This is a genomic window from Marinobacter nanhaiticus D15-8W (genome assembly GCF_036511935.1).
Taxonomy (GTDB): domain Bacteria; phylum Pseudomonadota; class Gammaproteobacteria; order Pseudomonadales; family Oleiphilaceae; genus Marinobacter_A; species Marinobacter_A nanhaiticus.
Genome location: NZ_AP028878.1, coordinates 1,363,760 through 1,385,157, shown reverse-complemented (window position 1 = coordinate 1,385,157; position 21,398 = coordinate 1,363,760). Strand labels below are relative to the sequence as shown.

General features: G+C 56.2%; 15 protein-coding genes. 7 read left to right on the top strand and 8 right to left on the bottom strand.

From position 1 onward, the window contains the following. The first annotated feature begins 204 nt into the window (after window positions 1-204). Window positions 205-2,238 carry a TonB-dependent siderophore receptor gene (locus tag RE428_RS06250; protein WP_004581121.1) on the top strand — a complete coding sequence of 678 codons (2,034 nt, stop codon included), beginning with the start codon at window positions 205-207 and terminating at the stop codon, window positions 2,236-2,238. Between the two features lie 319 nt (window positions 2,239-2,557). On the opposite strand, the gene RE428_RS06245 is transcribed toward RE428_RS06250, so the two are convergent. The 3 genes from RE428_RS06245 to katG form a co-directional block, all read right to left on the bottom strand. Next, window positions 2,558-5,164, bottom strand: coding sequence for a putative bifunctional diguanylate cyclase/phosphodiesterase (locus RE428_RS06245; protein ID WP_004581120.1), 2,607 nt, complete (start codon window positions 5,162-5,164; stop codon window positions 2,558-2,560). Then, the gene (locus RE428_RS06240; protein ID WP_004581119.1) at window positions 5,161-6,321 is read right to left on the bottom strand and encodes an acyl-CoA dehydrogenase family protein; all 1,161 of its coding nucleotides are present in this window, start codon (window positions 6,319-6,321) and stop codon (window positions 5,161-5,163) included. The genes RE428_RS06245 and RE428_RS06240 overlap by 4 nt, the downstream gene beginning before the upstream one ends. A gap of 245 nt (window positions 6,322-6,566) precedes the next feature. Next, window positions 6,567-8,711: a catalase/peroxidase HPI gene (katG, locus tag RE428_RS06235; RefSeq protein ID WP_406564734.1), complete on the bottom strand. Its 2,145-nt coding sequence runs from the start codon at window positions 8,709-8,711 to the stop codon at window positions 6,567-6,569. Between the two features lie 496 nt (window positions 8,712-9,207). Here katG and RE428_RS06230 point away from each other — a divergent pair, with 496 nt between their 5' ends. The 3 genes from RE428_RS06230 to RE428_RS06220 all read left to right on the top strand — a co-directional run bounded on the left by RE428_RS06230 (window position 9,208) and on the right by RE428_RS06220 (window position 13,368). Continuing rightward, window positions 9,208-10,314, top strand: a complete 1,107-nt coding sequence (locus tag RE428_RS06230) for a hypothetical protein (protein WP_004581117.1) — start codon at window positions 9,208-9,210, stop codon at window positions 10,312-10,314. Window positions 10,315-11,107: 793 nt separating this feature from the next. Then, entirely contained in the window at window positions 11,108-12,178 is a 1,071-nt protein-coding gene (locus tag RE428_RS06225; protein WP_004581115.1) for an AsmA family protein, read from the top strand. A 101-nt stretch (window positions 12,179-12,279) separates the two neighbouring features. Next, a complete protein-coding gene (locus RE428_RS06220; protein ID WP_004581114.1) occupies window positions 12,280-13,368 on the top strand; it encodes a hypothetical protein in 1,089 nt (362 codons plus the stop codon). Window positions 13,369-13,497: 129 nt separating this feature from the next. Here RE428_RS06220 and RE428_RS06215 read toward each other — a convergent pair whose 3' ends face one another. From RE428_RS06215 to RE428_RS06200, 3 genes are all read right to left on the bottom strand, one after another. Beyond that, window positions 13,498-13,896 (bottom strand): septal ring lytic transglycosylase RlpA family protein, encoded by a 399-nt coding sequence (locus RE428_RS06215; protein ID WP_004581113.1) that lies wholly within the window; start codon window positions 13,894-13,896, stop codon window positions 13,498-13,500. A 165-nt stretch (window positions 13,897-14,061) separates the two neighbouring features. Then, window positions 14,062-15,276, bottom strand: a complete 1,215-nt coding sequence (locus RE428_RS06210; RefSeq protein WP_004581112.1) for a winged helix-turn-helix domain-containing protein — start codon at window positions 15,274-15,276, stop codon at window positions 14,062-14,064. A gap of 75 nt (window positions 15,277-15,351) precedes the next feature. Next, the gene (locus RE428_RS06200) at window positions 15,352-15,732 is read right to left on the bottom strand and encodes a GNAT family N-acetyltransferase (protein WP_227500278.1); all 381 of its coding nucleotides are present in this window, start codon (window positions 15,730-15,732) and stop codon (window positions 15,352-15,354) included. 220 nt (window positions 15,733-15,952) lie between these two features. On the opposite strand from RE428_RS06200, the gene RE428_RS06195 reads away from it, so the two are divergent. Continuing rightward, entirely contained in the window at window positions 15,953-16,804 is an 852-nt protein-coding gene (locus RE428_RS06195; protein WP_040882543.1) for an endo alpha-1,4 polygalactosaminidase, read from the top strand. Window positions 16,805-16,858: 54 nt separating this feature from the next. Here the strand turns inward: RE428_RS06195 and RE428_RS06190 are convergent, their stop codons facing one another. Beyond that, on the bottom strand, window positions 16,859-17,671 hold the full coding sequence (locus RE428_RS06190; RefSeq protein ID WP_004581109.1) for a PEP-CTERM/exosortase system-associated acyltransferase: 813 nt from the start codon (window positions 17,669-17,671) through the stop codon (window positions 16,859-16,861). Between the two features lie 511 nt (window positions 17,672-18,182). Between RE428_RS06190 and RE428_RS06185 the strand changes: the two genes are divergently transcribed. Next, complete coding sequence (locus RE428_RS06185) at window positions 18,183-19,022, top strand: type IV pili methyl-accepting chemotaxis transducer N-terminal domain-containing protein (protein WP_004581108.1); 840 nt, start codon at window positions 18,183-18,185, stop codon at window positions 19,020-19,022. A gap of 139 nt (window positions 19,023-19,161) precedes the next feature. Here the strand turns inward: RE428_RS06185 and RE428_RS06180 are convergent, their stop codons facing one another. Then, entirely contained in the window at window positions 19,162-19,653 is a 492-nt protein-coding gene (locus RE428_RS06180; protein ID WP_004581107.1) for a hypothetical protein, read from the bottom strand. A 389-nt stretch (window positions 19,654-20,042) separates the two neighbouring features. Here RE428_RS06180 and RE428_RS06175 point away from each other — a divergent pair, with 389 nt between their 5' ends. Beyond that, window positions 20,043-21,206 (top strand): sterol desaturase family protein, encoded by a 1,164-nt coding sequence (locus RE428_RS06175; protein WP_004581106.1) that lies wholly within the window; start codon window positions 20,043-20,045, stop codon window positions 21,204-21,206. The last annotated feature ends 192 nt before the right edge of the window (window positions 21,207-21,398 follow it).

The following is a 21,398-nucleotide window of genomic DNA, read 5'->3' as shown; positions in this document are numbered from 1 at the left end:
TCGCATATAGATTGACACTATAACGATATCCTCACAGAATGTAACGTTCTCGTAATCAAAAGGCATAAGGCGGGCCGTTGAGGCTGCCAAACATCGAGGGTGTCAACAATGACTGATAGCAAAACCAGGGTTAGCGCGGCATGGATGCAGCGGCAACGTACGACTACCGCACTTCTATGTGGCACGGCTCTGGTTGCCGTTCCCATGATCGGGAACGCGCAGGAGGCAGGCGAAAGCAACGACAATGGTGAGGCTTACCGCCTCGCGCCGATTATCGTCAACGCGACCGCAGCAGCGGATGACAACGCGAACACGACCGTAGCCCGGGAGCTATGGGTGGGCGGCAAGGTCGCGACCAGTCTCCAGGATACTCCAGCCTCCGTTTCAGTCATCACCGAAAAGGAAATCGAACAGCGGGATGCCAATACGACTGAGGAAGTCCTGCAATACACCCCGGGTGTTATCACCGATTACTACGGTACGGATGACCGCAACGACTATTTCAAGATTCGCGGTTTCCAGGCCACGACCTACCGCGACGGTATGACACTGGGTTCCATGCGCGGCGTTCGCGAGGAACCTTATGCGTACGAGCGTGTAGAGGTGTTGCGTGGCGCCAACTCCACCCTCTTTGGCCCAGCAGATCCGGGCGGTTCAGTAAACTTCGTGAGCAAGCGGCCACGGTTTGAGTCATTCGGTGAAATCTATCAGGCCTATGGCTCATTTGAGCGTCAGGAGCTAGGCCTTGATTTCGGCGACACGCTGAACGCCAGCGAAACAGTGGCCTATCGTTTAACCGGCAAAATTACAGACAGCGAACGCGAATACGAACATTCCGAAGACGACAACGAGTTCGTAATGGGTGGCCTGACCTGGGAACCAACGGCATACACGTCTGCCACGTTAATTCTGGATTACCTTAATCGCGAAAACACACCCAATAGCGGTGGCTACGCACTCGACAAGGAATACGACCGAAGTAAATTCTTCGGTGAACCCGATTTCAACGAACACAATGTCGAGCGTACAAGTGTCACAACAAAACTCACCCATGATTTCGATAACGGCCTGATCCTGCGCGGTAACCTACGCTACAGCGACCTGAAAGACGAGTTCGGCTATGTCTACATCACTGACTTTGCCGGGCGAGAAGGCACTGTAGTGGAACGCGACTACTTCGGTACCGACAGTGAAGCCCAAGAGTTGATTGGTAACGCGATTCTGCAATATGACATCCGCTTTGATCGGATCGATAGCAGCACTCTCGTTGGCATTGAGTATCGCGATGCGTCCAGTGAAGACATTTCCGCCTACGGGGATACAACCTCAATCGATTTAGCCAATCCTCAATACAGCGGCGCCCCAACCAGCCTTAACGTCTACAGTGCTAATGATCAGGACTACACGACCGAGTCCGCTTTCCTGACGCAGAACCTCTCATTCGACGACCGATTCATCGTCACCGCGGGGGTACGGCATGACTTACTGGATCTTTCCAGCAAAGATATTAGCGGCGTAAGGTCTTCCGACGACTTCTCCGAGACTTCAATCCGCGGCGCGCTGACTTACCGAGTCAATGAGGAAATCTCCACCTATATCAGCCAGGTGGAATCCGTCGCACCGCCGTCGATCGGCGTTACGCCCGAACGTGGTGAACAATACGAGATTGGTGTGAAATACGCGCCGACGGGAATGAATGCCCTGTTTTCTGCAGCAGTCTATGACCTCACCAAGGATGACGAGACCATCGCGGTTGTTCAGGACAACGGCACTATCGAGCGGGAGACGGTTGGCAAGTCACGGGTACGCGGGCTGGACCTGGAAGCCAGGGCCGAATTGTCCAGTAACCTGAGCCTGAGCGGTGGCTACTCCTATATGGATTCGGAAGTGGTTCGCGGCGCACTGCGGGATGGCACTTCGCTTGAAGGCAACGAGTTCAGCGCGGCGCCAAAACACACGGCTTCGCTCTGGAGTTACTACACCCTGTCCAGCATGCCTATGAGCTTCGGCCTGGGCGCCCGCTATATCGGCTCCTACTACTTTGATGCCTCCAATACTGGCAAAAGCGACGGCACAACGCTCTTCGATGCGGCCTTCAGCTATGAGGTCGTTCGCAACGTCAACCTCACTGCCAACGTCAGCAACCTGTTCGACGAGCAGCACGTAGTCGGCACCGGCACGGCGAATTACTACAATCCTGGCCGTGAGATCGTGGCAAAGGTGAGTTATAGCTGGTAAGCACCCCATCAACCAGGCACTTACCTTCAAAGAAACCGGGGCTCGGCAATTGGCCCCGGTTTTTTTATGGTTCATCACGGATTAGCGTGACGGGGAGCCGGGAGTTCTCCGCAAGAGCCTTCAGACCACGGGGCACCTTCGGCGCCTCAGAAGCTGAAGCATCTGCTACATGCTCGAGTGATCTGGAAAATGTAGCCGACGCTTCAGCTTCGGAGCAGCCCGCCGGGTTGCCCATTTCCAGAATGGCTTCCGTTACACGGGTTCCCGTCAAAGTGCGATGAACCGTTTTTTATAGCCCTCAGACCGACGGGCCATACGATCAAACCTGATCCGTTTTTTGCACACCTTCAGCCTGGCTTTTCAGGCACGCTTCGAACGCTTCCGGCGTTAATGGTTTGGAGAAGAGAAAGCCCTGCGCGTAATCACACCCGGCCGAACGTAGCCACTCTCGCTGATCCTCCGTTTCGACACCTTCGGCAACGACCTTGAGCCCCAGCTTGTGCCCCATGACGATGATACTTTCAGCAATCGTACGGCTACTGGCATTGCTCGCCATGTCCTGCACGAACGACATGTCTATCTTGAGGTAGTCGACATCGAATTTCTTGAGATAGGCCATCGAGGAGTAGCCCGTACCGAAGTCGTCGATGGCCAGCTCCATGCCCGCCTCCTGAAGCTCCAGAAGCTTGTCCGACGTCGTCGCAGTAGCGTTGAGGATGACACCTTCGGTAATCTCCACCGAGATGCTATTCCCAGCCATGCCCTTTTCCTTAAGGTGGGCTGCCCAGTTCATCTTATGACCTCGACCCTCGAACTGGACGGGTGACTTATTGATGCTGATCTGGAAAGTGCGCCCCAGTAGCTGGCTCCATCTCTTCGACCATTGCGCCGCCTGGGTGAATACCCAGTTACCCAGACGCTTGATCTGGCCGCTTTCCTCAGCAAGCTGGATAAACTCATTCGGGAGCAGCAGTCCTCGGGCGGGATGCTCCCAGCGCACCAGTGCTTCTGCCTTGACAATCGCGCTGTCGGCCAGGCGTACAATCGGCTGGAAATACACCCGAAGCTGCTTCTCCGAAACCGCATGGCGCAGGTCCGTCATCAACCGCAGGCGGGTCAGCGCCTCGTCCTGCAACGACCGGGTAAAGAAGCTGAACTGGCTGCGACCGCTGTTCTTGGCGTTATACATGGCCTGGTCGGCGTTCCTGATCAGATCGGCCGGTTCAACGGCATCTGAGGGATAGAGGGTGATGCCCACACTGCCCGAGACATGGCAAATGTTTTCCTGGACGCGAAAAGGGCGAGCCAACTCGTCCAGGATCTTCTGCGCTGTGCGCTCGACATGCTCATCGTCCAGCTCGGTCAGGATCACGGTAAATTCGTCGCCACCCAGTCGCGCTACCGTGTCGGATTCACGAACACAGGAATGTATGCGTGTCGCAGCTTCCCTGAGCAATTCGTCGCCCGCACCGTGCCCATACAGATCGTTGACCTCCTTGAACCGATCAAGATCGATAAAGAAAAGTGCGAGGGAGGCCCCATTGCGCTCGGCGTGCTTTACTTCGAGCTCAAGGCGGTCGCGAAACAGTCTACGATTGGGCAGCTGGGTCAGGCTGTCATAGTTGGCTTCCTTCCAGACCCGCTCGCTGGTCTCCCGATGCTCGGTAATATCCCGGGTCTTACCGGCAACCGCCTCTATGCGGCCTTGCTCGTCCAGCACCGGCACGAAGATGTAATCAAACACCCATCGCTTGCCTGAGGCAGCCGTAAATGGCACTTCCGACCGGACAGAATCGCACGTCGTGATGACTTGCTGGATGTGATCCCATATCTGACGAACGGTCTCCTCAGGAAAGCCCAGGTCGGCGGTCTTCTTACCAATAACCCAATCGAGATCCAGTTCCAGTTGATCGGCCAAAGCCTGGTTCGCATAAAGAAAGCGGCCATCGAGATCGAGCACATAGACTTGATCGAGCGAGGACGAAAGCGCCGATTCGAAAAGCCTTCGCTGGTACTCTTTTTCAGCAACGGCCAGCGTAAAGTCGTGCTGTGCTTTACGTTCCGCTTTAAGAGCCCGGTTGCGTTCGGTTACGTCTCGCAAGAAAAGCGAAAACCCTATTAGTGCACCGGAATCTTCCCGAACTTTCGAAATAACGGCTTCAACCTGGGCCACACCCTGGAGTCCGGAAACTTCAATCTCCGTTTTGACAGTTTCGTCACCGGCGCGCACCTGATCGAGATACGAGGCCAGGGTTTCATTCCAGAAAGGGAGCTGGCTGACCTGCCGACCAGCAACATCGTCCAAGCGGAGGCCGAAAAGGCGTTCGGCGCCATCGCTCCAGTATAAGACCCTGCTCGCGGCATCCAGCGAAACCACGGCTTCATGGGCCTGGGAAAGGAAGCTTTTCAGGTAGTAATCGGAGTTAACGAGCCGTCGATAGCTATGGCTCTCGATCGGCTTGGGCGTGCCAATCTGGCGATTGGCCCGGTCAAGGGTCGTGTGAAGCTGCAGTCGACGCCGGTTCGTGTTGGCCGCCTCGACGATCAGGTCTGGCAAAACGTGTTGGTCAAAATCAGCTACAGACCAGCTCTTACCGATCATGGGAGCCCGTTGCAGTTCGCCCTTCAACGAGTGCACCTCCGTGCGATTCGGAGCGAAGAGAAAGTGGGCCTCGGGACAGAAGACACGAATCTTTCTGGCAAGGGAGAGCGCGTCGCGAAGGCCTGGTCCGAACACGACTACCGCGAAGCGATCCTTCGAGGCTTCGGCCTGATTGACCTGCGCCACCGCATCAGACTCCGCAGCCAACAGAACCTTCGCTCCCTTGGCTTGGACCTCGCGGGAAGTTGACTCCAACATCTCGCCTTCCCCAGCATTGCCGGAGGTTATGATCAGAACCTGCCACGGCGCCTGGGCATTACTCATAGCATTGGCCTTCCCAGCAACGCACGTCCGGTCCAGGTGCGCAGCAAATCCGTCGTCGGTGCCATGACATGACTTGCACGGGCATCCCGCAACATCTGTGCGACGCGGCTGTTTTCCCGGTAAGCCTGGCCACCGCAGATCGTCATAGCCTCGTTGGCAAGTTGGACGGCGGTCTCGCCCGCATCAGCCTTGCAGGCCAGGATGAAAGGTAACGCATCGGGGCTGCCGAGATCACCGCGTGACGCTGCTTCATGAATCAGGCTGCGCGTCTTCTCTACCGCGATCCACATATCCGCAAACTTTGTCTGCAAGGCGTCTACATCGGCCAACGACTCGCCTGAGTGGCTGTGCTGGCGGGTGCGTAAATGTTCGGAGGTGATATCCACGGCAGACTGGGCGATACCCAGGTAGGTACCCGCCATCGCCATTAAAAAATACGGTGCAACCACTTCGAAGACGTACCAGACCTGGTCGCCCTCCTCGCCCAACAAGTTCGTTTGCGGCACATGGGCGTCGGCTAAGCGTAGCCCCCTGGATGAATTGCCTCGCATACCGAACCCCTGCCAGGGCTCCAGCCACTGCATACCCGAGGTGTCATGATCGACAATAAGGCAACTGAAATCGCCGGGCGCAGCGTGATCGTCTGAAGCAGCGGTGGATACCACATAGGAGTCGGCATGTCCGCCGTTAGTGATGAACTGCTTCGTACCATTCAGCACATAGCCGCTGTCGCTGGCGGCGAAGCTCGTCTCCGGGAGATAGAAATGCGATCCGGTACCGGACTCCGCGAGAGCGAGCGTCGTAATGTGCTCTCCCCTGGCGATTGGCCGCAGGTATTCGTCCTGTTGGAACTTCGTAGCCTTGGCGGCAATGACGGCCGTACCGACGCAGTGCATGCCAAAGCAAAGTGCCGAAGACGGACAAACCTGCCCTACAAGCTCGGTCAGCACAGTAAGGCTGAGCAGGCCCTGGCCGTGCCCACCGAACTCCTCCGGAACCTGCAAGCCGAGAAGCCCCTCGTCCGCCAGGGCGCGCATCGAGTGCTCGGGCCACATGCAGTCACGATCAACCTGCCCGGCGAGGGGAGCCATGTCCTGCTCGATTACTCGCCTGGTCCTCGCCACAAGATCGATCAACTTCGGAGGCAATTTATCCATCAAGCAAGGCCTTTCGTAGAGAATTGGCCGCGATTGTACCGGAATCGACACCAAACGTATCCGTTCACCGCTCTGACGCCAGCGTACAGAAAGTATTCCAGTAAACACAAAATTGAAGGTAAATGGCCGGCCTGCCGTATGTAATGCCCTGTCGGACAGACAGGTTCAGGTATTCTGGCAAATAAGGGGAAGGGGCGCGGAATCAGAGCTTACAACCCCCTCTGATTCCGCTCTTTAGATCTTTCTTAACGGTGCAAGTCGAAGCGGTCATTCTCCATGACCTTGACCCATCCCTTGACAAAACGGTCGATCAACCGCTCCTCGCCACCGTTTGCGGCGTACTCTTCCGCAATGGCACGTAACTGGGAGTTGGAACCGTAGATGAGATCCACGCGGGTCGCTGTCCACTTCTTCTCGCCCGTGCTACGGCTCTTACCGACAAAGCGTTCTTCCTCGTCGTCGGTCGGTTCCCAAACGATACCCATATCGACGAGGTTGACGAAGAAATCGTTCGTCAGTTGCCCCGGACGGTCGGTGAGGATGCCCTCTTCACTGTCACCGGCATTGACACCGATCGCCCGCATGCCGCCCAGCAAAGCTGTCATCTGCGGTACGCTGAGGTTGAGCATGAATGCCCGGTCGACCATCAGGTGCTCGGCCGGGATAGAGGTCGTCTGGGTCTGCATGTAGTTGCGGAACGCATCGTGCTTCGGTTCGAGGTGGGCTTGCGTGTCGACCTCGGTCATTTCCTGGGTCGCATCAGTACGCCCCGGGGTGAACGGCACGGTGATATCGTGGCCAGCCGCCTTCGCTGCCATTTCGACCCCGACGTTACCACCCAGCACAATCAGGTCCGCCAGCGAAATATTCGCATCGGAGCCGTTCTTGATCTGCTCAAGCCGATCGATCACTTCAGATACACCGGTGCGCACATTGACGTCCCAGCCGGCCTGAGGCTCAAGCCGGATACGCGCACCGTTGGCACCTCCACGATAGTCAGTCTGGCGATAGGTGCAGGCCGAAGCCCATGCCGTTCCCACCAGCTGTTTGGCGGACAGGCCAGAATCGGCGATCTCCTGCTTCAGCTTGGCGATCTGCTGATCATTGACCAACGGACCGTCCTGCTCGGGCACAGGATCCTGCCAGACAAAAACCTCGTCGGGAACCTGCGGGCCAAGATAGCGGTCGCGTGGGCCCATGTCGCGGTGCAGCAGCTTGTACCATGCTCGGGCGAACTCGTCGGCAAGCACGTCCGGGTTCTCGTGGTACTCCTTGGCAATCTCCAGGTAGGCGGGGTCGGTGATCATCGCCATGTCGGCAGTATTCATCACCGGCGGGTTCTTCTTGCCCTCAACGTGGGCATCCGGCACCCAGTACCCTTCCTTGACCTCGACCGGCTCCCATTGGTTCGCTCCAGCGGGCGACTTCTTCACCTCCCACTGGTGGGCAAAGATGGTATTCAGGTAGGTGTTGTCCCACTTGGTCGGCGTCGGCGTCCAGGCGCCTTCGAGCCCGGAGGTCACGGTGTATTCACCAAGGCCGGTCTCGTGCTTGTTTGCCCAGCCGATGCCTTGCTGGTGGATCTTCGCCCCTTCGGGCGCCTCACCAACCGCATCCGCAGGTCCGTTGCCGTGCATCTTACCGAAGGTATGTCCACCCACGGTCAAAGCAACGGTCTCGCGGTCGTTCATGCTCATGCGCGCGAAGGTCTCGCGGACGTCCTGCGCAGACTTCATTGCGTCAGGAATACCATTGGGGCCTTCCGGGTTGACGTAGATCAGCCCCATTTGCACGGCGGCGAGCGGGTTGTCCAGAACGCGGTTGCCGTCCTCGAAGGAACCGGTATAGCGCTCGTCCTTGGTCGCCAGCCACTCGGTCTCGGGCCCCCAGTAGATGTCGTCTTCAGGCGCCCAGATATCGGCACGACCGAATCCGAACCCCAGTGTGCGGAACCCCATTGTTTCGAGCGCCCGGTTGCCGGCAAGCACTAGCAGGTCGGCCCAGGAGATTTTCTCGCCATACTTCTTCTTGATCGGCCAGAGCAAGCGGCGTGCCTTGTCCAGGTTGCCGTTATCGGGCCAGCTGTTCAGTGGTGCAAAGCGCTGTGCCCCGGTGCCGCCGCCGCCGCGGCCATCGACTGCCCGGTAGGTGCCGGCCGCGTGCCAGGACATGCGGATAAAGAACGGACCGTAGTGTCCCCAGTCCGCGGGCCACCACTCCTGCGAATCGGTCATCAAAGCATCGATGTCGGCATTGAGTTCATCCACATCGAGCTGCGAGAACGCATCGGCATAGCGGAAGTCAGGGCCAAATGGGCTGGCGTCGGGATGCTTCTGGTGAAGAATGTGGAGGGTAAGCTGGTCGGGCCACCAGTGCTCATTTCCTTGCAGGCGTGGCGTGGTACGCGCACCCCATTCGGGGCGTGCAGGTTTTGGATCTGTCACGGTCGTCTCCTTGGCTGGATGGAGGCAACAGGCACCTGAGCCAAAACAGCAAATCCGCCTCAGTTTTCCTGCGGCCTTTATTGTTCTACGGGAAGGCATGGAGAACTCCCCCAAGCCGTACCCATACAGTGAAGGATTCCGGCACTGAACCGTCAAGAAGCGGTATGGCTTTAGCCTTGATAGGGGTAAGCTATAGAAGCTGACGACCGGCCTCGCAGGAAACTGAAACAGCAATCTGATATCCGGGGCGACGGGAATACGATCGAAGCGCGACAACGAATGGACCGGTCGCGTTGACACCCTTTATGGATTGACGTATTACGGGTCACCAAGCACCCGCCCGCTCGAAAGGAATCGATAACGGAATGTAGCTCAATCGTTTACTGTGCGTCTTATCTCCTCACCCCCCTCTTTCAGAGCTTTAGCAATCAAAGGATCAACAATGTTCATCACGGATTTCAGATGGGAAGACCATGAAAGCGGCCAATGGACGCTTTCCGCGAAGGTAGATAAGGAAGAGATATATTTTACGTTCAAGGGAATAGCCCGCCCTGATAAGAGCCAACTGGTTGGGGACGCCTTTGTGATATCTGCTCTAGTCCCCTCGATGATGCGTAAAGAATCGCTCGTCATCGACCCATCGGTCCCGGTAAGCCAACAGTTGCTGGAGCAATTACCGAAATATCAGGAAGTCTACCGTCACTGGCACCCTGACCTTCCTGAAATCGCAGTAGAAGCAGAAAACCAGCTAAAGCGTGACGAGGGCCAGTTGGCCGCGTGCTTTTATAGCGGCGGAGTCGACAGCATCTATACCGTTGCCAAAATCAAGGGACAGCTGGACTATCTCATCCTGGTGTGGGGCCTAGATATAGCACACCGTGAAACAGATCGGTGGAACAAAACGGTTACGCTCGCACAACAGTTCGCGGATGGTTTGGACCTTAAACTCATACAGGTCAAGACGAACATAAGTAATCTAAGAACTCGTGTGGCAGACAACCACGGAGCCATCCTAATCAGCAACGGCATCAGCCTCGGATTCAAACAGCTATTCGTACCGGCGTCGCACTCCTGGGAAGAACTGTTTCCCTGGGGCAGCCACCCTGCGACCGATCCGCTGCTTAGCAACGGTACGACACAAACCATTCACCACGGCAATGTCCATCGAACCGAAAAAACCAAAGCGATTATTGAGCTAAAGCATGGACTCGACGAGCTTCGCGTGTGCAATGTCTATTCCGATTACAACTGTGGAAAATGCGAGAAGTGCTTGCGTACATCGGTAGCTCTCCGCTTGTTTGAGGCGTCCAGTCCTTCACTCCCCGCGCTCGATAGTGTCGAACGGATTCGCAAGTTGCGACTGGATAACCATAGTCAACACTCATTCTGGCGTGACAACTACCGCCTTGCGCAGCAAAAAGGACACGCAGAACTGGAAGGTGCAATCGGCGAGGCGCTCATGCGCTATAGGCGCCGTAACGTACTAAAGGAGTTTGATGAATTTTTCTTCAAAGGGTCGTTTATCAAGCTTAAACGCCGCGTACTATAAGTGAATGCCCCCTATCGACCCTTAGGGTAGTTGAACCGGCCCGGTCATGGGCCATCCTAGGGGAACCGGTTGTGGCGGAATTTGTGCTTGGATCATTAGGGCTCAGGGACGAGCCGTCTCCTACCTTGGCAGTTCTGGCTGCGCCTTCTTTTCTATTCGAATGCCGCTAGTGGTTTTCTAACACTTGAAACAAACGGGCACATAGTCGCTAAACCGCTCGCCGTCCATAGGCAGCTTAAGAGGCGACGTGCTTGAGGGATAACGCGTGCGATTTTCGTATGTATAAAGCTGGAATTCGGGGTCAAATTGGGACGACTCCCAGATATCCACCTTATCGAAAATCACCTTGTAACGATCGAAATAGTCGACGCCGGGCTCCCTGACATGCCCGAATTGCAGCAATTTACCTAAGTATCTAGCTGCACTAAAATGAGGAAATGCGTAGTGCTGGCGGCTACTCCAATTCAGCCAGAGGTCTAACCCGTTTCTCTCACGACGCCTACCAACCTCCCCACCCTGGTCTTTTATCTCAATGGCAACCTATGCCGATATGGCTCGAACGGGCTATTTACTCGGGGCTGGATTTGCGTAAGTGACAGGACATCACCGGGCTGCATTCGGGTAGTGCATACATATAGGTACTCGGTGAGATGCTCCTTGAACCCACGACACCTGCAATGTGACCCACCGCACAGCATGGAAACATTTTGTTACACAAGCAGGCCAAATTTTTGGGATGTGTCCGAAATCTCGTTATGTTTAAAGATACAACAACAATACAGGGACCTGCCGTATGTTCGGTAAGGCACTACTCGTTTTGACAGTGGTACTGGCTGTCGTGTTTGGCACGGGCTATCTGCTGGCTACCGCGGTACCTCAGGACGCTGACCCTGTGGCCGGTATGAGTAGCGGCGGGCCCTCCAACGCCGCATCCAAGCCGTCAGTCCAGCATGCCCTGGATGCAGTTCAGCCATCTCAGCCCGAACCACCGCCAGAAAACGCCCTCGGTTTCATGCTGGCCCGCGTTGCTGACCAGTACGAACAAGCCAGCCGGTATCCGGTCTGGTCCGTACCTCTTAGCCCAGAACAGGCAAGCGCGTACCGGGGCAATCACTACGAGCCAACCACCCTGCGCCTCCCAGGTGACGGACAATTCACCGTTACCCTCGAGAAGTTTCGCTTCACCCGGGGCGATGACATCCTGATTGCCGCCGCCATAAAGGGTCCGCAAGTGGTTGGTAACAGGCTTGAAGCAACCCTTGAGGCGCCGGATAGCCGCGATGCGGTTGCCAGTACAAGTCTCCAGGAAGCGGGTTCGCAAGGGTACTTCGAGGGTACGCTGAGCGCCGACAAAGCTCCTGGCGAGTACCGCCTGATTGTCGAAGCGACAATCGACGGACGACCGGTCCGCCATGCGTCTTCGCTGAGCATCGAACCCTACCTCGGCGATTTCGAGGGCGTTGGCGATCCGCACATCAGCGATAACAACCTGATCATCCCGGTGCAGTTTTCAGCGGAAGAATCCGGGTTCTATAGCCTCTCCGCCCAGCTCTATTCGGGGCAGCAACCTATTGCCCAACTGCAGGCGGAGCAGCGCCTGGACAGCACCACAGGCACTATCAACCTGCGAGCGCATGGCACCGTGCTGGCCGACCGATCCCTGAAAGGGCGGCTCCAGTTAAAGGCTTTGCAGCTACGTCAGCTGCCCGCAAAACCCGGCGACCGCACCAACCATGCCTTCGGTCCTGAGGAAGGCTATTCATTTACACCACCGGATCTTGATGGGCTGACCGATACCCCGGCGGTGAACCCCGAATCGGAACAACGTGCGGCTCTGCTTAGGCAGCTTGCCGACAAGTTCTGATGGCAGGGCTATGGCTCTGCGCCGGCTAAGGCCGGGAAGAACCGCCGGACCGGCGGAGAAACGTCTTGGGACAACAATAATTCAGCAAAGACGGAGCAACCATGAAAACGACAAGGATCGAAAATGCCTGTAAGACCGCCCTGGCGGTCGCCCTCACCGGCAGCTTGTTTGCCGGAACCGCCCAGGCCAACCTGGCCGGGCATAACGTCATACTGGTGCATGGTTTCCAGCAGGAAGACCTGGCCAATCCGCCGGCCAATATGGAGGCCGTGAAGAGCGCCGGCGAGGACTACTGGCGAACCTTCTGGCTGTCGCGATCGGAAGCGCGCATAGACTGGGGCAGTGATGGTCGCGTCGAGGGCAATATCGCCCAGCAGGCCTACCAGCAGCTTCGCGAGATCAGCCAGCAGGGCCTGTGCGACAACTACTGTATCGTAGTCTCTCACTCCACCGGGGATTTGGTGACCCGTTACCTGCTGGAGAACCAGGCCCGCTGGCTCCAATCCGAAGGACTGCAACCGCTGAAGATCCTGGCGACCCTGGACTATTCAGGTGCAGGCGGCGGGACAGAACTGGCAAACCTCGCCATGAGCCTTGCCTACAATGACAGTTGGTATAATTGGCCCCTGCGGCAAGCCGTACAGGCTTTCACCGGTATCGAGCCGGAACCGGGCAAGCTGGGCGTGGTGAATGATCTGCAAACCAACGCCGCCCGCAACCTGGCCGTCAGTCCCAATGCCATCCCGAGGTTGCGGTTCGTGGCCGGTGGTTCTTCCTATGGGGGCATTACAAAGCCGTTCATTGCCGGCACCGACGATGGTGTGGTGCCCACCCACTCGGCCTGTGGTGCAACCTCAGCCGAGGGTATCGAGTCCTGCACTTCGGGCATCAGCCTCGCGGGCAAGGTCACCAGCCAGAATGGCCCTGGTGCGCTGTACTACAACCACTATCCCGTTCTGATGAACGAAGGCGTCAGCCACAGCGGTGTACTCGGTTCCGAAACCGGAAACATCTCGGTGCCGGTGGTCAACAATACGAGCCTTGGCGGTCTGCAGGTGGACTTCGCCAGCCGCACCTACAACCAACGCGCCTGGTGGCAACTCTGGGGTTCCGGAGACCAGTACATCGAAGTGCCCGGCTCCGACCAGACTGACATGTCGAACCTGGTGTACAGCACGCTCGATAACTGATCGGACCTGACGCGAGGAGCAACGAGGCTCAGGGATGAGCCGCTTTCCGCTTTAATAGACCCAACGCGTCTTTGCTTTGCCGCCCTTCGACTGGAAGCGTGAGCTGTGAGATCCAACCCTTCGCACCGGCTATGGCGACTTCACCACTTCAATCTCTACATTAACCAAACCCTGGGATGGGCGACCAATACGGCTAAAGGCTGATTTCGACAGATCAATAATGCGGCCTTTAGAAAAGGGACCACGATCGTTGATCCTGACGACGACGCTTTTGCCATTCCTGACGTTGGTCACTTCTACGGTGGAACCTAGCGGTATCTTCTTGTGGGCTGCGGTCAGCAGATCATGCTTATAGAGTTCACCGCTGGCTGTCTTCCTATTCTGAAATGCGTCCGCATAGAACGACGCTTTTCCGGTTTCGGTGAAACCCACCCAGTCATCTTCCACACCAGGCTGGGCGGTTGAACATCCGGCGACTACGCTTAAAAACATAGCAACCAGCAAATTTCTACAAATGACTGCCATCATCTGAGTCCTCTTTGGCCTATGCCGTGCTCCAGGGCCGGAGCTAAAAAACAACAACCCACGCCCGGGCATTTATTCACGCGGGAACCACTGGTCGCGTCCGGACCACGCAACCGTAAATCACGGCCAGACTATTGCCAGAAAATCTACTGACGACGTGCCCATCGCTTAGGCCAGAAAGCCCAATGCATCACGCAAACGTTGCTCCAAAGACTTGGGATAGGCCTCAGTCAAACTCACCCTGTCGCAGCCCTGGAACTGGCAAAACGTTCTGATAGCCTCCACGAATGCCGCGATGATCAGCGCTTCATCAAAGCGATGTTGCTCAAAGTGGAGCGACTTAATTTCCAGCAGTCGATCCTTCCTGTGGGCCTTGCAGTCCATCCGTCCGACGAACTCATCGCGGTAGAGTAGCGGCAGGCAAAAATAGCCATATTGGCGCTTGGCTGCCGGCGCATAGCATTCGATTTGATAGTCATACTGAAACAGCGCTCTGAGCCGCTCTCGCTGGATAACACTGTTATCGAATGGAGAGAGAATAAGCATGCGGTTTCTCAAACGCGGCATCGGACGCTCTAGGGCTCCCGCTTCCACCAATAATATGTCGCCGCTCGGGAGTTTGACCTGCTCTAATGCCCCTGTTGCCAATCGTTCATTCACCAACCTTTTAACCGCTTTGCGAAGAGCGGCATTGCGGCGCAGGTAGGTGATGCCCTTGAGTGACGCAATCCCATGGCAGCGAAACTGCTGATCGACCAGGTGTGCGGCAAATTCGTCTGTAGTGGGGAATGTGGTATTCACCTGCGATGGCAGCACCCGCTCGGTCAAGTCATAGGTTTTCTGGAAGCCCGTACGGTCGCTGACCATCAGGTCGCCCTGCATATACAGCTGCTCGATCGCCTTCTTGGCTGGCTTCCAATCCCACCAGCCTGCCCGTTTCGCTTCGCCGCTCTCTAAATCGCGGGAACGGAGCGGCCCCTCCGACCTTATGCGTGCAAGCAGCTCTCCCATGAGTTTCTTGTCCGGGTTTCTGAACCAGTGGGTCTGGCCGTTTTTGATAGCGTGCTTGTAGGGCAACGAGAAGCGATAATCGGCCATGGGCAGGAAGGCCGCCGCGTGGGCCCAATACTCGAAGATGTCGCCATCAACCAACATCTGGTTCGTCATGGCTGGGTCGTAGCCAGGAACCCTGGAATGCAAAACGTGGTGATGCGCTCGCTCCACGACCGATATGGTGTCGACCTGCACATAACCGATGTGATGAATCGCCTCCCGGCACCCCTTCAACCCACGCCCAAAGGGCTGCGCATGGAGTAGGCCCTGGGCAGCCAGGGCAAGACGGCGTATGCGGGACAGGTCCTTTGGGCGTCTAATCTCGATCATTCGTATGCTTATTCGTGGTGTTGCTGGAAAAGCGCGGCCCATCATTAAGGACTGATTGCCGTGCCCTTGACCGAATCACTCTGGAACGACCTGGGGTGAGAGCATCCATTGCATATAGTGCGTATCATCCTCGCTTTTGACGATGCGGAACCCCAAACGCTCATACAGGCTAACCGCAGGATTGCCTTCGAAGACCCGTAGGCGCAGGGTACGGATACCGGATTCCTTCGCGATGCCCGTGGCATAGTGAACAGCCTCAGTACCCAGCCCCCGGCCCTGCCAGGCCGGCTCGACGTGAAGGTCTCGAATGTAGCAGGCGACGTCGTCGTGGCTGAGACAAAGAACATCTACGGCTTGGCCGTTCACGCATATCTCGTAATTCTCAAAAGCGCTCCAATTCCTTTCGAATGAGGCCGAATCCCAGCGAATTTGCAGCTTCGCGTAGTAAGCAGCCATATTCTGGTGGATCAAACGCTCCGCATAGTGCGAATCCCTGGCCTGACGGAAGCTAACGGTCATTTGCGCTGACATATTCCAACAATTCTTCCCAATGACGTGCCCTGACGTTAACTATTCGCGTCAGTGTGTATTTTTGTAATGAACCCCAAAAATAACACCATCCTTGCAATGGCTCGACTCTATAATCCTGTCAGCGAATCTATCACGGCAGTGAATTATGAGAGCAGTAAAGATCGTGGTGCTAATGGCCTTCCTTTCAGGCTGCGGGGGTGGTAGCTCCTCTTCCGGCAATTCAGGTGAAAGCACGCCACTCGAGCCTGCGGTCGACCCGGTCACCGAAGGTGATTGGTATCGACCGAAACCGCTGGTGACCTGGCAGTGGCAGCTACAGGGCACCGTCAATACCGGGTATGCCGTGCAGATCTACGACATCGATCTATTTGACGCTGAGGTGTCCCTAATACAATCGATCCAGGCGACGGGGAAGAAGGTGATCTGCTACTTCTCCGGAGGTTCCTATGAAGAATGGAGGGACGACGCGGCGGACTTTAGCCCGGCAGACCTGGGGCATACACTCGATGGCTGGGAGGACGAACACTGGCTGGATATCCGCAGCACGAACGTTCGCGACGTGATGGAAAAGCGGCTCGATATGGCAGTCAGCAAAGGCTGTGACGGTGTCGAGCCGGATAATATGGATGGCTATATCAACGACCCAGGGTTCGCTTTCACCGCGGCTGATCAGCTTGCCTATAACCGCTGGATGGCTAATGAAGCCCACAGCCGCGAACTGGCCATTGGCTTGAAGAATGACCTCGACCAGGTCGAAGAGCTCGTGGATTACTTCGATTTCGCCGTCAACGAACAATGCTTTGAGTACGACGAGTGCGATCGACTGCAGCCGTTCATTGACGCAAACAAGGCCGTACTGAGCGCAGAATATCTCGACGGATACGTAAACGACGCCTCGCGGCGGAATCAATTGTGCACCGATAGCGTCAACCGACAATTCAGTACGCTGGTGCTACCGCTGGATCTGGACGACGCGTTCCGTTACAGCTGCAATTAGCGATTATTTGCTCTGACACCTGCCCCACTGTCTATTTCACAGCGGGGCAGAGGTTCACCGCTTACCGGGTCTCGGGGGCAAATAACGCCCTGATTCGGTGATCAACTCCCAGACATCCGGGCGGCGTTGGAGAATGCCATCGATCAGCGAGGCCGCCTCGGTGAAAGCGGGCCGGCGGAGGCCGTGGTACTCCATGACGGGGCCGACGTGATCAAACTCCACACCAAAACGTTTTAATAATCGCAATTGCGCCGGCTCCATGACGGCCATCCAGTGCGTGATACCGTGTTTGACCGACATCCGCAGGATAGCGGCGAACAGGCCCAGGCTGATATAGGGCATGGCGCGTCTACCGCCCTCAGCATCGGCGTAGCTGCTTTCGTCCGTAACACCCGTGGGTGATTCATACTCGTTGAGACGGCGGCGAAATTCCCGGCTGACCGCCATTCTGGAGATCTCGGCCATGTGCTGCCGAGGCGCCGCCGCAACCGCATCCTGTGCTTGCTGATCCATCCTGTGCATACAGGGCCCTTCCATAGGAAAGTCCGACTGCTCCGGGTCATCGCCCGCCATGACGAGTCGAACGACCGCGACGCTATCCCCGGTCCGCCGGTGCTGGATCAAGGCATGCGCCGAGCGGGGGTCGTAAGCATCATGCTCTCTTTTGTCGGGAAACTGGTTGGGGTCTTCGAAGGGTCTGTCGATACAGTAAACCTGGTACCGGACCTCAAAGACCTTGTTGACCGTTTCCTCACTCGAGGCGACCTCAATATGGAAAAAAGAGTTGAAGATCTCGCTGAGGTTCTCGGTTTGGCCGGAGGGTGTTGAACGTCGTTCTTCATTATTGGATGAAGAGTGTGCGGGCATGATCAAGTCCTCCTATCCATCCTCGCGGGGCGTGTCGCCCGCATAGGCCATGTCGATCAAAAGCCCACCGGGACAGTAACGGGTGGACTATCGGTGCACAGATGGAATGATATCGAGGGCAGAACTGCCGAGCCTCGTACTGCGGTTCCAGCGTTGTTCGGTGCTACGTATCAGCGCGTTAGTGAAATGTGTTGGTGGCTTCCTTCGTTACTCTAAGGGAAAGCTTAGTTGAGGTATACGGGCCGAGCCATACGATCAGATTACAGCGCTGAAACTGCACAGGAAGCGTACAGGGAGACGACTTGCCTCCTGTCCGCGACAGGCGAATGATGTGTGCTTCCCGAATTCATTAGCCACCAAATATTCGGGCTGATCCCCATGCTCTGCCGCGCCATGATTATCGTCAAAGATGTGTTCCCGGGACCCAGTGTAAGGTCAGGTTCTTGAAAGACAGAAGCAGACGACGTTTCTGACGCAAGAGCCTCGCTCATTATCCACCAGGGAACACAAAATGCGACGCAACCACGGCCCGTACAGCCCACGCCTCGAGAACGCGTTACAAGCAATCATTTCATCGTTCGTAACGCTCGCAATAGTCATGATTACGCTATTCTTGACGCCAACCACGGGCACTGCGGACATACTGAATATTGACGCAGCGATCAACAAGGCTGGAATGCAACGCATGCTGACCCAGCGGATCGCCAAGTCCTATCTATTGATCGGTCAGGACGTAGCGACAGACACGGCACTGAAGCAGCTGGATGGGAGTGTCGCGCTTTTCGAACAAAACCTCGGCGAGCTGGAAGACTTTTCTCCTACACGAGAAATTACGGCTTCCCTGGGGGATATTCGCGACTCGTGGAACCAGTTTCGTCAGTCGGCTATTAGCCAGCCAAAGCGTGACCAGGCGCTTTCCGTGATCAAACAGGCCTCGCGCTTGCTTGAGCTGTGCGATAAAAACGTTCAGTTGTTTGAAACATATTCTGGCGGTCGAAAGGGCGAGCTGATTAATCTCGCGGGGCGTCAGCGTATGCTGTCCCAACGTATCGGCATGTTATACGTCGCAAAGAGTTGGAGAATCGACGACCAGACCGTTGAGGAAGGATTCGCCCTGGCAATGAAAGACTTCGACAGTGCCCTGGGCCTCCTGACCCAATCCCCTCTTAACACCGAAGAGATCAATCAGGCCCTGAGTGACGTGGTGAGCCAATGGCAATTCTCACGGTCAGGATTCGAATTGGACGAGAGTGGTCGCCATGTACCCTTCGTTATCCAGGTCACTACTGAATCCATTCTGAAAAAAATGGACGCGATCACTAACCTGTATACGTCGCTTGGCTCCTCCTGAATGGCCCTTCCAGAGCCATATGATTTGCGTCGACCGGGACTGGCGCATGAGCCGTTATCCGTCGCGCTTCACGCTTCAGAAGCCGCACTGATAGCGGATGTGCTGGGTCGGCGCGCAGACATATGCTCTGACAACTTTTTTACCCGCGGTTAGCTTTCCGCGCAAACCCGTGCGTACGAGGTTCGGTCAGTAATCGCGTCCAACCCGCAGTAGAAGCGCCCCAAATACAGTGCACAGCCAGCATCAACAGGTTCCGGCGAGCCGGATGTTGGGTGGCTGGCCGCAATACCTTTGCGGCAGGTATCCAGCCAAGATAACTGGCAGCCCAGACAGCGAGCCCAAACGCCATACCCCCGGCCACGGGCCGTTGGTTCTTGGGTGCGAGTGCGCCCCACAGTGTTCCCGCAGCCGCACCATAGGCGAAGTGCGCAGCCAGGGTAAGCTGCGTTAAGGACGTGTCACCGCGGGGCTTGTTGACCGGCATACGCTCGACAACGTCTTCGGTGATTTCCCGCGGTGGGAGCGGGTATTGCTCTTCCCGGGGCAGCCTTTTGTGCAACCTTCCCATTGCGATGGTCATCGGCACGGTGGCAAGCAATCCACCAAGTGCACCCGCGAGATACCGGTTCATGCGCACGTCTCCTCCACTGATAAGTGATGGCAATGTGTTCGAGCCCTCGCTCGCGCTCGCTACGGTTGGAATAACTGAAGGGCTGCCGCGTCCTTGTAACGATAGCTCATATTCTTTGGGCAGTTAAACTCGCGCACGGCAAAGGGTCAGGTCTTACCTGCCCGAAGCTGGAGGCGACGGTCGTAGTATGGGGCAACCGGCAAGACCATACCTCGCGTCTGCTGACTTCGGGCGAGGTCGGATCGACGGGGATGTTTACACTGGCCGGTGCCGAACAGAAAATCGCGAACGGGCTGTCAAGCCAGTGGAAGGTCGAGATGGTTCGCAATGTCCGATAGTCCGGTATGATTGCGGCCAGCATTAATCAAGGAAGACAGGAATCAAAAAATATGGAAGAGCCGTACCAGTATCGGGACAGGATCGTCGTTAAAAACCCCGACAAAGAATTTCGCCTGGGGGAAGGCAGGGTTAGCGGCTACCTGTCCGCTACTCTGGGTATCCTGAGCCTGCTTGCCGTCTTTGCGTATCTGTATCCCTCTTTACTGACAACGACAGAACTCCGGCAGTTGTACGACGCGGAGAAACTGCAAATCGTTCTGAAATACGCCATGTACGCGTCCCTCATCCTGGGCGCGCTAGCCTTCTTTAAGAACAACGGGCGCTATAAGCTCCACGGCCTGACGGGCATTTGCTTTACCCTCGTGGCGTTTTCTCTTGGCGGGTACTCCATCCCGGTTGGTCCGGTTGAGCCACGAAAACTTTCCATCGGTGTTGACTGGCTCATCCTCGCTTTTCTCGGTTCGATCGTGATCTTTCTGACCCTGGAAAAACTGTTCCCTAAATATAAGGACCAGCTCATTCTGAGGCCGGAATGGGGCGTCGATCTTTTCTATTTTGCGTTCAATCATCTGGCGATATCGGCCATTATTATTTTCGCCAACTACCATGTCAGCCACTTCGACTGGGCTATCAGCGCTTCGGCCCAGGACTTTATCGGGTCAGTTCCGCTTCCCATTCAATTCCTCGTGATTGTTATCTGTGCCGACTTCGTTCTCTACTGGGAGCATCGCGCCTACCACGAGTTCAAAACGCTGTGGCCAATCCACGCCGTTCACCACTCCATCGAAAATATCGACTGGCTTGCAGGCTCCAGGGGTCATTTCATCCAGGTGTTCTCCGAGAGAGCGATGGTGATGGTGCCTCTCTACCTGCTGGGCGTCGGGCAGGATGCCCTGAACCTCTACGTGACCTTTGCCGCTTTACAGGCGGTGCTGATCCACTGCAACCTGGGACTTTCTTTCGGCCCTTTAAAGTATGTGTTGGTCACACCGCAGTTTCACCATTGGCACCACAGTTCCGAAAAACCCGCCATCGACACAAATTACTCCGCCCACACGCCCTTGTTCGACTGGCTATTCAATACCTATCACTTTCCAAAGGATCACTGGCCCGCCGAATACGGCACGACCCAGCGGTTGCCTAGATCGGTGATTAGCCAAACCATTCACCCAATGAAGGTTTGGCTCCGCCCTTTTCGTCAACCAAAGGATTAAGCACAAATTCGCTTGATTCAGTCCAGCAATAAGGCCAGCGCAGAAGCACGGATAACGACCGGTGCAATTGCCTCTCAACCTCGAGGATGGTTGTGCCGGTCCTGGGAGGGTCGCTTCAAACCTCAAGCCTTGCTGGCTGAATAATATGAATTTGTCCCGGTTCTTATTGTGTGGGAGGGGGTCTTAGGATGG

What these genes read in the sequence shown, in the direction of transcription:
- RE428_RS06225 (WP_004581115.1), top strand. Translation starts at nt 11,108, where the DNA reads ATGTTCGGTAAGGCACTACTCGTTTTGACAGTGGTACTGGCTGTCGTG.
- RE428_RS06215 (WP_004581113.1), bottom strand. Translation starts at nt 13,896, where the DNA reads ATGATGGCAGTCATTTGTAGAAATTTGCTGGTTGCTATGTTTTTAAGC.
- RE428_RS06200 (WP_227500278.1), bottom strand. Translation starts at nt 15,732, where the DNA reads ATGGCTGCTTACTACGCGAAGCTGCAAATTCGCTGGGATTCGGCCTCA.
- RE428_RS06210 (WP_004581112.1), bottom strand. Translation starts at nt 15,276, where the DNA reads ATGATCGAGATTAGACGCCCAAAGGACCTGTCCCGCATACGCCGTCTT.
- RE428_RS06230 (WP_004581117.1), top strand. Translation starts at nt 9,208, where the DNA reads ATGTTCATCACGGATTTCAGATGGGAAGACCATGAAAGCGGCCAATGG.
- RE428_RS06185 (WP_004581108.1), top strand. Translation starts at nt 18,183, where the DNA reads ATGCGACGCAACCACGGCCCGTACAGCCCACGCCTCGAGAACGCGTTA.
- RE428_RS06190 (WP_004581109.1), bottom strand. Translation starts at nt 17,671, where the DNA reads ATGCCCGCACACTCTTCATCCAATAATGAAGAACGACGTTCAACACCC.
- RE428_RS06175 (WP_004581106.1), top strand. Translation starts at nt 20,043, where the DNA reads ATGGAAGAGCCGTACCAGTATCGGGACAGGATCGTCGTTAAAAACCCC.
- RE428_RS06220 (WP_004581114.1), top strand. Translation starts at nt 12,280, where the DNA reads ATGAAAACGACAAGGATCGAAAATGCCTGTAAGACCGCCCTGGCGGTC.
- RE428_RS06240 (WP_004581119.1), bottom strand. Translation starts at nt 6,321, where the DNA reads ATGGATAAATTGCCTCCGAAGTTGATCGATCTTGTGGCGAGGACCAGG.
- RE428_RS06245 (WP_004581120.1), bottom strand. Translation starts at nt 5,164, where the DNA reads ATGAGTAATGCCCAGGCGCCGTGGCAGGTTCTGATCATAACCTCCGGC.
- RE428_RS06180 (WP_004581107.1), bottom strand. Translation starts at nt 19,653, where the DNA reads ATGAACCGGTATCTCGCGGGTGCACTTGGTGGATTGCTTGCCACCGTG.
- RE428_RS06195 (WP_040882543.1), top strand. Translation starts at nt 15,953, where the DNA reads ATGAGAGCAGTAAAGATCGTGGTGCTAATGGCCTTCCTTTCAGGCTGC.
- RE428_RS06250 (WP_004581121.1), top strand. Translation starts at nt 205, where the DNA reads ATGATCGGGAACGCGCAGGAGGCAGGCGAAAGCAACGACAATGGTGAG.